The sequence below is a fragment of the Pseudomonas sp. NFACC39-1 genome, from assembly GCF_900110355.1.
Taxonomy (GTDB): Bacteria; Pseudomonadota; Gammaproteobacteria; order Pseudomonadales; family Pseudomonadaceae; genus Aquipseudomonas; species Aquipseudomonas tehranensis.
In genome coordinates, this window is the sequence record NZ_FODL01000001.1 from 892645 (window position 1) to 906420 (window position 13776).

General features: G+C 62.7%; 10 protein-coding genes. 8 read left to right on the forward strand and 2 right to left on the reverse strand.

The window, feature by feature from the left end; genetic code table 11:
- From BMY45_RS03985 to BMY45_RS03995, 3 genes are all read left to right on the forward strand, one after another.
- Window positions 1–1266 (forward strand): ABC transporter permease, encoded by a 1266-nt coding sequence (locus BMY45_RS03985; RefSeq protein WP_092394810.1) that lies wholly within the window; start codon window positions 1–3, stop codon window positions 1264–1266.
- Window positions 1267–1277: 11 nt separating this feature from the next.
- The gene (locus BMY45_RS03990) at window positions 1278–1796 is read left to right on the forward strand and encodes a DUF3299 domain-containing protein (protein WP_092394813.1); all 519 of its coding nucleotides are present in this window, start codon (window positions 1278–1280) and stop codon (window positions 1794–1796) included.
- A gap of 255 nt (window positions 1797–2051) precedes the next feature.
- Window positions 2052–2750, forward strand: a complete 699-nt coding sequence (locus BMY45_RS03995) for an OmpW/AlkL family protein (RefSeq protein ID WP_092394816.1) — start codon at window positions 2052–2054, stop codon at window positions 2748–2750.
- A gap of 215 nt (window positions 2751–2965) precedes the next feature.
- Here the strand turns inward: BMY45_RS03995 and BMY45_RS04000 are convergent, their stop codons facing one another.
- Together BMY45_RS04000 and BMY45_RS04005 are read right to left on the reverse strand one after the other, a co-directional pair.
- On the reverse strand, window positions 2966–3895 hold the full coding sequence (locus BMY45_RS04000) for an NAD-dependent epimerase/dehydratase family protein (RefSeq protein ID WP_092394819.1): 930 nt from the start codon (window positions 3893–3895) through the stop codon (window positions 2966–2968).
- On the reverse strand, window positions 3888–4772 hold the full coding sequence (locus BMY45_RS04005) for a sugar nucleotide-binding protein (protein WP_076386543.1): 885 nt from the start codon (window positions 4770–4772) through the stop codon (window positions 3888–3890). The genes BMY45_RS04000 and BMY45_RS04005 overlap by 8 nt, the downstream gene beginning before the upstream one ends.
- A gap of 301 nt (window positions 4773–5073) precedes the next feature.
- Between BMY45_RS04005 and BMY45_RS04010 the strand changes: the two genes are divergently transcribed.
- The 5 genes from BMY45_RS04010 to BMY45_RS04030 all read left to right on the forward strand — a co-directional run bounded on the left by BMY45_RS04010 (window position 5074) and on the right by BMY45_RS04030 (window position 13684).
- Window positions 5074–9387, forward strand: coding sequence for a DEAD/DEAH box helicase (locus BMY45_RS04010; RefSeq protein ID WP_092394822.1), 4314 nt, complete (start codon window positions 5074–5076; stop codon window positions 9385–9387).
- 278 nt (window positions 9388–9665) lie between these two features.
- Window positions 9666–10592, forward strand: a complete 927-nt coding sequence (locus tag BMY45_RS04015; RefSeq protein ID WP_092394825.1) for a DUF72 domain-containing protein — start codon at window positions 9666–9668, stop codon at window positions 10590–10592.
- Window positions 10589–11401, forward strand: coding sequence for an endonuclease/exonuclease/phosphatase family protein (locus BMY45_RS04020; protein WP_092394828.1), 813 nt, complete (start codon window positions 10589–10591; stop codon window positions 11399–11401). Before BMY45_RS04015 ends, BMY45_RS04020 begins: the two co-directional genes overlap by 4 nt.
- Window positions 11398–12696 carry a cardiolipin synthase ClsB gene (gene clsB / locus BMY45_RS04025; protein ID WP_092394831.1) on the forward strand — a complete coding sequence of 433 codons (1299 nt, stop codon included), beginning with the start codon at window positions 11398–11400 and terminating at the stop codon, window positions 12694–12696. Before BMY45_RS04020 ends, clsB begins: the two co-directional genes overlap by 4 nt.
- Complete coding sequence (locus tag BMY45_RS04030) at window positions 12683–13684, forward strand: lysylphosphatidylglycerol synthase domain-containing protein (protein WP_092394834.1); 1002 nt, start codon at window positions 12683–12685, stop codon at window positions 13682–13684. Before clsB ends, BMY45_RS04030 begins: the two co-directional genes overlap by 14 nt.
- The last annotated feature ends 92 nt before the right edge of the window (window positions 13685–13776 follow it).

A 13776-nucleotide genomic window follows, 5' to 3' on the forward strand; every position in this document is an offset into this window, starting at 1 on the left:
ATGTATTTGTTCCGTCTTGCCATGGCCAGCCTGGCGAACCGCCGTTTCACCGCGATCCTCACCGCTTTCGCCATCGCCCTTTCGGTGTGCCTGCTGCTGGCGGTAGAGCGGGTACGCACCGAGGCGCGGGCCAGTTTCGCCAGCACCATCAGTGGCACCGACCTGATCGTCGGTGCTCGCTCGGGTTCGGTGAACCTGCTGCTGTATTCGGTGTTTCGCATCGGCAACGCCACCAACAACATTCGCTGGGACAGCTTCGAGCAATTCGCCAGCAACCCGAAAGTGAAATGGGCGATCCCCATGTCCCTGGGCGATTCCCATCGCGGTTACCGGGTGATGGGCACGACCGAGGCCTACTTCGAGCATTATCAGTACGGTCGCCGGCAACACTTGGCACTGGCCGAGGGCCGCGCCTTCGCCACCGATCCGTTCGAAGTGGTGCTCGGCGCCGAAGTAGCCGAGGCGCTGCATTACAAGCTCGGTGACAAACTGGTGCTGGCCCACGGCGTGGCGGTGGTCAGCCTGGTCAAGCACGATGACAAGCCCTTCACCGTGGTCGGCATTCTCAAGCGCACCGGCACCCCGGTGGACCGCACGCTGCATATCAGCCTCGGCGGCATGGAGGCGATCCACATCGACTGGAAAAACGGTGTACCGGCCCAGGGCAAGGGCCGCATCAGCGCCGACCAGGCCCGCAACATGGACCTGACGCCCAAGGCGATCACCGCGTTCATGCTTGGCCTCAACAGCAAGATTTCCACCTTCGCCTTGCAGCGCGAGATCAACGAGTTCCGCGGCGAGCCGTTGCTGGCGATCCTGCCCGGCGTAGCGTTGCAAGAGTTATGGAGTCTGATGGGCACCGCGGAAAAAGCCCTGTTCGTGATTTCGCTGTTCGTGGTGCTGACCGGCCTGATCGGCATGCTCACAGCGATTCTCACCAGCCTCAACGAGCGGCGTCGGGAGATGGCGATTCTGCGTTCGGTGGGCGCGCGGCCGTGGCACATCGCGACCCTGCTGGTGCTCGAAGCCTTCGCCCTGGCGCTGGCCGGGGTCGCCGCCGGGCTGGCCCTGCTGTACATCGGCATCGCCGCCGCGCAGGGTTATGTGCAGTCGGCCTATGGGTTGTATCTGCCCTTGGCCTGGCCAAGCGAATATGAATGGACGCTGATGGCTGGCATTCTGGTCGCCGCTTTACTGATGGGCAGCGTGCCGGCCTGGCGCGCCTATCGCCAATCGTTGGCCGATGGCCTGTCGATCCGTTTATGAGGACGTTGAAGATGCCCCGCGCTTTGCTTGCGCTGTTGATGACGGTCGCCCTACCGCTGTGGGCGGCCGAACCGAGGGACTTGTCGTGGCAGGAAATGATCCCGCCGGACGCCCCGGCGGAAGTGCCGAACATGACCCCGCTGCACGACCTGTCGCAGATGAGCGATGCCCTGGCCGCCGAAGCGGCCCCGGCGGCCAAGCAGGATTTGCCCAACGCGCCGGTGGTCAAGGAACTCGACGGCCAGCAGATTCGTTTGCCGGGTTACATCGTGCCGCTGGAAGTCAGCGAGGAAGGCCGCACCACGGACTTTTTGCTGGTGCCGTATTTCGGCGCGTGCATCCACGTACCGCCACCGCCGTCGAATCAGATCGTGCATGTGAAAAGTGAAATCGGGGTCAAGCTCGACGAGTTGTACCAGCCGTACTGGGTCGAAGGGCCGATGCAGGTCAAACCGTCCACCAGTGAACTGGCCGATGCCGGGTATCAGATGGCGGCTGAGAAGATTTATGTGTATGAGCTGCCGGAGTGAATCCGGCGGTTATGTATCGCCTTTGAAATAGCTTTCGCGAGCAAGCCCGCTCCCACAGTTGACCGAGTTTCGTCAGAAGGAATGCGGTCGAATGTGGGAGCGGGCTTGCTCGCGAAGGGCCCTCAAGATTTCCTCATCATCATTTTATTGAGCTGAGTCAATTAATAGACCCTGACTCATTGAGCTGAGTCAAAAGACCGGATTAGAGCGCTGCATACCATGGGACATCAATTTTAGATGCCCTCTGGAGCCCCCATGCAAAAGTCTCTGCTCAGCGCTTCCCTCGTCGCCCTCGCGCTCGCGGCCCCGCTCGCCCAGGCGCACACCGCCGGCGATATCATCGTTCGCGCCGGCGCTATCACCGTCAATCCGGAAGCCGACAGTTCCAGCGTCAAGGTCGACCGTGGCCCGCTGGCCGGCGCCGACCTGGGCGGCAAGGCGACCATGAGCAGCGACACTCAGCTGGGTCTGAACTTCGCCTACATGATCACTAATAATCTGGGGATCGAACTGCTGGCGGCATCGCCGTTCGAGCACGATGTGAAGATCAAAGGCACCGCCCTGGGCGCGGCCAACAATAAGCTCGGTACCCTCAAGCACCTGCCGCCGACCCTGAGCCTGGTCTACTACCCGCTCGACGCCAAGTCGGCCTTCCAGCCTTACGTCGGCGCCGGCATCAACTACACCTGGATCTACGATGAACACGTCGGCAGCGAAGCCAGCGCCAACGGCTTCAGCAACTTCCGGGCGAGCAACAGTTGGGGCATGGCGTGGCAAGTGGGCGCCGACTACATGCTGACCGACAACATCATGGTCAACGGCCAGATTCGCTACATCGACATCGACACCACCGCCTATGTGGACAACAACGCCGTGGCCAGCGGCACCCGGGCCAAGGTGAATGTCGATGTGGACCCGTGGATCTACATGGTGGGGTTGGGTTACAAGTTTTAACCTGCAGCACAATGGCAAGTTGACAACACATCCTGTGGCGAGGGGATTTATCCCCGCTGGGCTGCGCAGCAGCCCCAAATAAACACATGAGGTGAACCTGACGCACTGCGGTGGCGATTACAGGGACTGCTGCGCAGTCCAGCGGGGATAAATCCCCTCGCCACAACAGTGTATGCCGTGACAAAAAAGGCGCCTTGCAAGGCGCCTTTTCTCATTCAGTGGCCCAGCAACCGCGCCAACCCCACGCTCATGGGCGTTTGTTGTGGAAAGCTGAAGCGCTCCAACAGGCGGCGATTATCAGCCCGGGAATGGCGGATGTCGCCGGAGCGCGCCGGGCCGTAGCTGATCGGCGGCAGATCGCCCACTACCGTGGCCAGGGCCTGGAGCAATTGCTTGAGGGTCGTGGCCTGGTTCCAGCCGACGTTCACCGCGCCCACTTGCACCTCAGGTGTTTCGATGGCCTGCACCAACAGGTCCACCAGGTCTTCGACGTAAACAAAATCCCGGGTCTGCTCGCCATCGCCGAACACCGTGATCGGCAGGCCTTTCTGCGCCCGTTCGCTGAAGATGCTGATGACCCCGGAATAGGGCGAGGACGGGTCCTGGCGCGGGCCGTAGATGTTGAAGAAACGGAACACCACCGGCTCCAGCGCGTGCTGGCGACGGTAAAAGTCCAGGTAGAACTCACTGGCCAGCTTGTCCGAGGCATACGGCGTGAGCGGGGCCTTGGGTGTTTCCTCGTCGATGGACTGGCCTTCGCCGTTGTTGCCATAAACCGCTGCGCTGGAGGCGAACAGCACCCGTTTCACCCCGGCCTGACGCATGGCTTCGCAGACATTGAGGGTGCCGATGAAATTGCTCTGGTGCGTACGCACCGGGTCGTCCACCGAGGCCTGCACCGAAGCCACTGCTGCCAGGTGCGCCACGGCGCTGCAACCGGCCACGGCCCGGGCTACCAGTGCCGCATTGGCCACGTCGCCTTCGATCAATTCAACCAGAGGGTTGTCCAGCGGCAGGTTACTGCGCTTGCCGGTGGACAGGTCATCGAGGATGCGTACCGAATGCCCCTTGGCGAGCAAGGCGTCGGCCAAGTGCGAACCAATGAAACCAGCGCCGCCGGTGATTAAAACAGGACCTTCAGCCATGACGATAAAACCTATCCAGTAAGCCCGGGAGTGCGGCGCGCCAGGCGCGGGGCTTGATCCCGAACGTGTGCAGAATTTTCTTGCAGGCCAGCACTGCGTGTTGCGGTTCTTCCGCGGCGTCCGGTCGTGCGGCGTGTGCCTGGGGGGTGGGCGATTCGATTGCCAGGGGATGCAAGGCCCGGGCTTCGGTGAGGATCGCCTGTCCCAACGCCAGCGGCGTGGTCGCCTCGTGCCCGGCATAGTGGTAGGTGCCCCACAACGGCGCGGCGCAATCGAGTTGCTTGAGCACCGAAATGATCACCCGCGCCGCGTCGTCCACCGGCGTCGGATTGCCCCGACGGTCGTCGGCCAACAGCAGGTCTTCGGGTTGTTCGGCTCGGGCCAGGAAACGTCCCAGGATGCCGTCGGCGCTGTCGTCCAGCAGCCAGCCGAAACGCAGCAGCACATGTTGCGGACAGGTGGCGCGCACGCTCTGCTCGATTCGCCACAACGCCTGGCCGCGCAGGCCCAAGGGTACGGGTTCGTCCTTTTCGCTGTATGCCGTGGCGCGGGAACCGTCAAACACGCGATAGCTCGACGGTTGCAGCAAAATGATGTTGTGATGCTGGCACAACTCGGCCAGGCGCTCGACGGCGCGCTCCTGGCTGGCCAGGCGCTGCTCGCTGACGGTTTCGGCCTGGAACCAGTCGAAGTAGTACGCCAGGTTGATCAAGGCGTCCGGTCGAGTGTCGTCCAGCAGCTGCGTCAGGCTCGCGGCATCCCAACCGTCTTCGGGGGGGCGGGGGGCAAGAAAACCGATGTCTTCTTCCGCACCGAGGCGAATCAGCGCCTGCCCAAGGGCATTTCCGCCGCCCAGTAACATAAGGCGCATTCGCATAAAGTCAGCAGGCCCGGTCTGTTGGCAAAAGATTTGGGGTCGACAACGCCCGCAGGCGTTGTCGGAATCGTTGCATTTTGCGGGTTTAGTGCGCAACCGTCATCCGTAAAGTGCAGATCCGGTATTTTGTACTGTTCTTTAGGGCCCCTTCGCGAGCAAGCCCGCTCCCACATGGGAATGCATTCCAAATGTGGGAGCGGCGGTGCGGCGATCCGACTTGCTTGCGAAGGGGCCCCTATCTGGCGATAGAGATCCCGGACGGTACTTGCATCTTCCCCATCCCACCCGCATAACTGCCCACATGAATCTGCCCTTCCCAGCCGACCACGCCATGGCAGGCTTTCATCCCGCCGTTCGCGCCTGGTTCAGCCAGACATTCCCGGCGGTCACGGCCGCTCAGGCCCGGGCGTGGCCGTTGATCGGGCAGCGCCGTTCGACCCTGGTGGCCGCGCCCACGGGATCGGGCAAGACCCTCACAGCATTTCTTGCCGTACTGGATGACCTCGTACACCGAGGCCTGGAACAGGGCGGGCTGCCGGACCAGACCCTGGTGGTCTACGTCTCGCCGCTCAAGGCACTGAGCAACGACATCCAGATCAACCTGCAAAACCCACTGGCCGGCATTACCGAACAATTGCGGCAGATGGGCTTGCCGCCCTTGCACATCACCACCGCCGTGCGCACCGGCGACACGCCACAAAAAGACCGCACTGCGATGCGCAAGAGCGCGCCGCATGTTCTGGTGACCACGCCCGAATCGCTTTACGTGCTGCTTGGCTCCGATTCCGGCCGGCAAATGCTCGCCAGCACCCGCACCGTCATTGTCGACGAGATCCACGCCATTGCTGCCAGCAAGCGCGGCAGTCACCTGGCCTTGAGCCTGGAGCGTCTGCAAGCGCTGTGCGCCGAACCGCTGATGCGCATCGGTCTGTCCGCCACGCAAAAACCCATCGAAGCGGTGTCGCGCTTTCTCGTCGGCCAGGGGCGCAGCTGTGAAATCGTCGATATCGGCCACGCCCGCCCCCGGGACCTCGATATCGAGGTGCCTCCAGTGCCGCTCTCGGCGGTGATGGCCAATGACGTCTGGGAACTGGTCTACAACCGCCTCGCCGACCTGGCCCGGGAACACCGCACCACCCTGATTTTCGTCAACACCCGACGGCTGGCCGAACGCCTGAGCCGTCATTTGAGCGAACGCCTGGGTAAGCACGCCGTGGCTGCCCACCACGGCAGCCTCGCCAAGGAGTTTCGCCTTGACGCCGAACAACGGCTCAAACGCGGCGAGTTGCAGGTGCTGATCGCCACCGCGTCCCTGGAGCTGGGCATCGATATCGGCGACGTCGATCTGGTGTGTCAGATCGCCTCGCCGCGGTCGATCTCGGCGTTTTTGCAACGGGTCGGCCGCTCGGGCCATCAGGTTGGCGGCACGCCCAAGGGGCGCCTGTTCGCCACCACCCGCGACGACTTGATCGAATGCGTCGCCCTGCTCGATTGCGTGCGCCGTGGCGAGCTGGACATTCTGCATATTCCCAAGGCGCCACTGGATGTGCTGGCCCAGCAGATCGTCGCCGAGGTCAGTTGCCAGGAATGGCAGGAACAGGCGCTGCTGGAAACCTTTCGCCGCGCCGCGCCCTATGCCGAGCTGGATGACGAACACTATCAGGCATTGCTGCAAATGCTCGCCGAGGGCCTCAATGGTCGTCAGGGCGTGCGCAGTGCGTACCTGCATCGCGACGCTGTCACCCGGACCCTACGCGGGCGTCGGGGCAGCAAGCTGACCGCCGTGACCAGCGGCGGCACCATCCCGGACAACGCCGACTACAGCGTGCTGCTCGAACCCCAGGGATTGAACATCGGCAGCGTCAACGAAGACTTCGCCGTAGAAAGCATCGCCGGCGACGTGTTCCAGTTGGGCAATACCTCTTACCGCATCATTCGCGTGGAAACCGGTCGGGTGCGGGTCGAGGATGCCCAGGGCCAGCCGCCGACCATTCCGTTCTGGCTTGGCGAAGCCCCTGGGCGCAGCGCCGAGTTGTCCCTGGCGGTAGCCCGTCTGCAAGCCCAACTGGACCAACTGCTCGGTGCCACGCCGGGCAACTTGCAACCGGCCCTCGACTGGCTGACCGGCACTTTGCAACTGAACCAGGCCAGTGCCGAGCAACTGGTGGATTACCTGGCCCCGGCACGTCTGGCCTTCGGCGCCCTGCCCTCCCAGGACACGCTGGTGATGGAGCGGTTTTTCGACGAATCCGGCGGCACGCAACTGATCATCCACACGCCCTTTGGCAGCCGCATCAACCGCGCTTGGGGCCTGGCCCTGCGCAAGCGTTTCTGCCGCACCTTCAACTTCGAGTTGCAGGCCGCCGCCAGCGAAGACGCTATCGTGCTGTCGCTGTCCACCAGCCACAGCTTCGAGCTGGACGAGGTCTGGCGCTATCTCAATAGCCAGAGTGCCGAACAGATATTGATCCAGGCGGTGTTGGACGCGCCGCTGTTCGGCGTGCGCTGGCGCTGGAATGCCAGTGTCGCCCTGGCCTTGCCGCGCTACACGGGCGGACGCAAAGTCGCTCCGCAGATCCAGCGCATGAAAAGCGAAGACCTGATCGCCAGCGTATTCCCGGACCAGATCGCCTGCCTGGAAAACCTCGCCGGCGAGCGGGAAATCCCCAATCACCCACTGGTGGAACAGACCCTAGACGACTGCCTGCACGAAGCCATGGACAGCGAAGGCTGGCTGACGCTGTTGCGGCGCATGGAAGCGGGTGAAGTTCGCCTGATCAGCCGCGATCTGCCGGCGCCCTCGCCCCTGGCGGCGGAGATTCTCAGTGCCCGGCCCTACACCTTTCTCGACGACGCACCGCTGGAAGAACGCCGCACTCAAGCGGTGATCAACCGGCGCTGGAGCGACCCGCAGTCTACCGACGACCTCGGCGCACTGGACGCCGACGCCATCCAGGCGGTACGGGACGAAGCCTGGCCGGCCCCCACCCACCTCGATGAAATGCACGAAGCCCTGATGAGCCTGGCCTGCATCGCCGATAGCGAGGCAACTGCTCAGCCGTCGTGGCTGGACTGGCTGCAGGCCCTGGCCGAGCGCGGCCGCGCCAGTCATGTACAGATCAGCGCCGAACACGGTCTGTGGGTGGCGCTGGAACGGCTGACGTGTCTGCAAGCCATTTATCCACAGGCTCAATGGCGACCGCCGCTGACGCCGCTGGCGGGTTTCGATGAACCCTGGGACCGCGATGAAGCCATGGTGGAGGTACTGCGCGCGCGGCTCAGCGCCTTTGGTCCACTGCCGTTGGAGGCCATCGCCTATCCCCTCGGTTTATCGTCCCCGTCAATCAGTCAGTCCCTGGCGCAGCTGGAACAGCAAGGCTATGTGCTACGCGGTCGATTCACCCCCGGCAGCGGACAGGAAGAATGGTGCGAGCGGCATTTGCTGGCGCGCATCCACCGCTACACCGTCAAGCGCCTGCGCCGGGAAATCGAGCCGGTGATGTTGCAGGACTTCATGCGGTTCCTGTTCGACTGGCAGCATCTGTCGCCGGCCACTCAGGGCCGGGGCAGCGCGGTGCTGCCATCGATCATCAGTCAGTTCGAAGGCTACCCGGCTGCCGCTTCGGCGTGGGACAGCGACCTGTTGCCGGCACGGATCAAGGACTATTCCCCGAGCTGGCTCGATGAACTGTGCCGCAGTGGCAAGCTGGTGTGGACTCGCCTGAGCGCGCGCCAGAAGCAATCCTCCAGCGCCTTGCGCAGCACGCCGATTGTGTTACTGGCGCGCAATCAGGTCGCCCTCTGGAGCAGCCTGACTGAACAGACCCCACCCAGCGAGCTGTCACCCAAGACGCAAAAAGTCCATAAGGCCCTCAGCGAACACGGCGCGCTGTTTTTCGATGAGTTGTTGCACGAGGCGCACTTGCTGCGCAGCGAACTGGAGATCGCGCTACAGGAACTGGTCGGCGCCGGGCTGGTGAATGCCGACAGCTTCGCCGGGTTACGCGCGCTGATCACCCCTGCCAGTAAGCGCCAGGCGCGCAGCAGTCGGCGCGGGCGTGGAGCGTTCGTGGGCGGCATGGACGATGCCGGGCGCTGGGCCTTGTTACGCCGTAACGCCCCAGTGCCCGAGGAAGGAAACCAGCCAGCGACCCTGCCGCCCGACACCCTGGAACACATCGCCATGACCTTGCTGCGCCGTTATGGCGTGGTGTTCTGGCGCCTGTTGGAGCGGGAGGCGGATTGGTTGCCGAGTTGGCGCGAGTTACTGCGCACTTTTCATCGCCTGGAGGCGCGGGGCGAGATTCGCGGCGGACGTTTTGTCAGCGGCCTGGCGGGCGAGCAATTCGCCCTGCCCGAAGCCATCCCGCTGTTGCGTGAAGTGCGTCGCCGCCCCACGGATGGCAGCCTGGTGGCGGTGTGCGGCGTCGACCCGCTGAACCTGGCCGGGACCTTGTTGCCGGGCGCAAAAGTGCCGGCCCTGGCGAACAATCGGTTGGTGTATCGCGATGGTTTGCCGGCGGCGGCGCAGATCGCCGGCAAGCAACATCTGTGGCTGGAGCTGGATGCGCAGGGCATGGCTGAGGTGAGGAATAAGCTGATTCAACACTTTTAACCCACACCCCAAAAATCCGTGGCGAGGGAGCTTGCTCCCGCTGGGCTGCGCAGCAGACCCAAAATCCTGATCGGCTCGATTCAAAGATCAGCCCAACAGCGACGGCTGCTACGCAGCCGAGCGGGAGCAAGCTCCCTCGCCACGGGTGACTAAGTAGGGCAACCAGAACATGGAACGCTCACGCACCCACCGCCGGTAAGCCCATCGAAACTTTCTACCCCGCGCGACAGTCATCAAAAGACACAGGCGGTACGAGGTCATTGGCACGGGAGGGACACATGACGGCGATCCACATTGGCATTTCCGGCTGGCGTTACACGCCTTGGCGGGGGGATTTCTACCCCAAAGGGTTGACCCAGAAACGGGAACTGCAATTCGCCTCGCGAGCGGTCAACAGCATCGAAATCAATGGATCGTTCTACGCCCTGCAACGCCCTGAACGGTATGCCCAGTGGTACGCCGAGACACCGCCCGGCTTCGTCTTCAGCGTCAAGGCACCGCGTTTCATCACCCACATCAGACGTCTTCGGGACATTCACAAGCCGTTGGCCAATTTCTTCGCCTCCGGCGTGCTGGAGCTCAAGGAAAAACTCGGCGCAATCCTCTGGCAGTTTCCTCCCAGTTTCAAATTCGATGCCGAGCTTTTCGAAGATTTCCTTAAGCAACTGCCCCACAACACCGAAGATGCCGCCGCCCTGGCCCGGGAGCACGAACCGCGCCTTAACGGTCACGCCAGCACCCACACCGATAAAAAACGGCCGATGCGCCACGCCGTGGAGATCCGTCATGACAGTTTTATCGATCCACACTTCATCACCTTGCTCAAACGCTATGACGTGGCACTGGTGATCGCTGACACTGCGGGCAAATGGCCCTATCGCGAAGACGTGACCAGCGACTTCGTGTACTTGCGCCTGCACGGAGCCGAGGAGTTGTACGCCAGCGGCTACACCGACGCGGCCTTGAAACGCTGGGGCGAGCGGATCGAGGCCTGGAGCCACGGCACACAACCGCGCGATGCCCATTTGATCGACCCGAAAAAGAAACCCCGCGCCCGCAAGAGCCGGGAGGTGTTCTGCTATTTCGACAATGACATCAAAGTCCGTGCGCCCTATGACGCGCGTCATTTGCTGGAGCACTTCGACCTGGACAAGGACCTGGCCACCACGCCCGGCGAGCGCCCGGCCGAGGGGGTATTGCCATGAGCATCCCGGAGTTCACCGAAACGACCCGCGATCCAACCCAGGAACGGACGCAAGACCTCGACCGGATCAATCGCTTCACCGTCCTGACGGTCAACACCCATAAAGGTTTCACCGCCCTGAATCGGCGCTTCATCCTGCCGGAACTGCGCGAGGCGGTGCGCAGTGTGTCCGCCGACGTGGTGTTCTTGCAGGAAGTGCACGGCACCCACGAGCACCACCCGCAGCGCTATTCCAACTGGCCAAGCATGCCGCAGTACGAATTCCTCGCCGATAGTCTCTGGCCACAGTTCGCCTACGGACGCAACGCGGTGTACCCGGCGGGCGACCATGGCAACGCATTGCTGTCCAAATTCCAGATCATTCGCCACGAAAACCTGGACGTCTCCATCAGTGGCCATGAAAGCCGCGGCATGCTCCACAGCGTGTTGCGCCTGCCGGGCGGCGATGAGCGCGAAGTCCACGCCATCTGCGTGCACCTGGGGTTGCGCGAGGGGCATCGTGTCGAGCAATTGAAACTGCTTTGCCAGCGTTTGAGCGAACTGCCGCCCGAGGCGCCGGTCATCGTCGCCGGCGACTTCAATGACTGGCGCGGCAAAGCCAGCGAGCTGCTCGAACCCAGCGGGCTGCGGGAGGTGTTCGCCGAACAATGGGGCAAGCCGGCCCGCAGTTTTCCGGCGCGCCTGCCGGTCCTGCGTCTGGACCGCATCTACGTGCGCAACCTCAAGGCCCGTCATCCCAAGGTATTGCACGTACGCCCCTGGTCGCACCTTTCCGACCATGCCCCGCTTTCGGTGGAGATCGAACTATGAGCGCGACTATGAACAAGGCGACGGTGGAACAGGTGGAGGTTCCGCCGACCGAGCGCAACCCGGCGCTGGTGGACATCGAGTACGGCTGGCACGGCAATAACCGGGTCACGCTTTTGGAGAACGGCGAGGAATATTTCCCCAGGGTCTTCGAGGCGATACGCCGGGCCGAAAAGGAAATACTCCTTGAGACCTTCATTCTGTTCGAGGACAAAGTCGGTATCGAGCTACGGGACCTGTTGGTGGACGCGGCCGGACGCGGCGTACGCATCACCGTGAGCCTGGACGGTTTTGGTTGCGGCGAGCTGACCCCGGAATTTCTCGCGACATTGAGCGATGCCGGGGTGCGCTTGCAGATATTCGACCCCGCCCCACGGCACCTGGGGATCCGCACCAACTGGTTCCGACGCCTGCATCGCAAAATCGTCGTGGTGGACGGTGTGATCGCGTTTATCGGCGGGATCAATTTTTCCGCCGACCATCTCGGCGACTTCGGCCCCGAGGCCAAGCAGGATTATTCCGTGGAGGTCAAAGGACCGGCGGTGGTGGATATCCACCACTTCGCGCTGTTGCAGAGCGGTCGGCCCAGCCGGGCAAAATATTGGTGGCAACGCCGCCGAAGCCGGCGCAACGAGTTGGCCTTCAACGATCATGACGGTCAGGTGCGGCTGGTCTATCGCGACAACCATGAGCATCAGACCGACATCGAAGAGGTGTACCTGCAAGTATTGCGCAGTGCCCAGCGGCGCGTGGTCATTGCCAATGCCTATTTCTTCCCCGGTTACCGGCTGCTGCGCGAGATCCGCAATGCCGCGCGGCGTGGCGTGCAAGTACGGCTGATCCTGCAGGGCCAGCCGGACATGATGATCGCCAAGCTCGCAGCGCGGATGCTTTACAACTATCTGCTCAAGGCCGGCGTGGTGATCTACGAATATTGCGAACGGCCGTTGCACGGCAAAGTCGCACTGGTGGATGAGGACTGGAGCACGGTGGGCTCAAGCAACCTCGACCCTCTGAGCCTGTCCCTGAATCTGGAAGCCAATGTGCTGATCCGTGACCGGGCCTTCAACCGTGAATTGTTCGAGCGCCTCGATCATCTGAGTCGCAACCATTGCACTGCCATGCCGGCCAACCCCGCCCCGAGAGGCCTGCTGTGGCGCATGACCATCGGCTTCATGGTGTTTCACTTCCTGCGTCACTTTCCGGCCTGGGCCGGCTGGCTGCCGGCCCATAAGCCGCGTCTGAAACCTTTTTCGCCGCCCACCGCGGTTCGGAGCGAACCCCATGAACCACTCTGACGCGCACACGGCGCCAAGTGATGCCCACGCGGGCGAACAAAGCAAAGCCAAATCACGCTGGAGCCGCTGGAAACGCCCACTGACCCTGGCCTTCTTCCTGCTGCTGATCGTGTTGTTCACGGCCCTGGCCCGGCGCATCGACTGGGCGGAAGTGTTCGCCACTCTGGCGGACTTCAAACTGCGCACATTGCTCATTGCCGGTGCGCTGACCGTGACCAGTTTCATCACTTACGCTTGCTTCGACCTGATCGGTCGCACCTACATACGGCAGAAACTGGGCTGGCGGCAGATCCTCCCGGTGGGCGTGATCAGCTACGCCTTCAATCTGAACCTCAGCGCCTGGGTCGGCGGCATCGCCATGCGCTACCGGCTGTATTCGCGGCTGGGGGTGAGCAACGGGAACATCGCCAAGATCCTCGGCCTGAGCCTGGCCACGAACTGGTTCGGCTACATGACGTTGGCCGGGGTGGTATTCAGCAGCGGCCTGGTCACGATGCCGCCGGGCTGGAAACTGAGCAGCACTGCGCTGCAAGGTGTGGGCGTGCTGTTGCTGTGTATCAGTGCCGGTTACCTGGTGGCCTGCCGGTTTTCCAAACGCCGGGCCTGGACCATCCGTGGCATGGAAATCAACCTGCCGTCGCTGCGCATGGCAGGGCTGCAACTGGCGCTGGGGGCGTTGAACTGGTCGCTGATGGCGGCGGTGATCTTTACCCTGCTGCCGGGCAAACTGGATTATCCGGTGGTACTCGGGGTGCTGATGATCAGCAGCATCGCCGGGGTCATCACGCACATTCCGGCGGGATTGGGGGTGTTGGAGGCGGTGTTCATTGCCCTGCTGCAGCATGAGGTTTCTCGCGGCAGCCTGCTGGCGGGGTTGATTGCCTATCGGGCGATCTATTTCATCTTGCCGTTGTTGGTTACGGTGGTGATGTACCTGGTGATCGAGGCGAAGGCCAAGGCGTTGAGGGTCAAGCCGGGGCCTAAGTGACGGGGTTCTGAGTGATGGGTTGTCTGAGCGGGCCTCATCGCGAGCAGGCTCGCTCCCACAGAGGATTTGTGGTGATCATGAGATTTTATGTT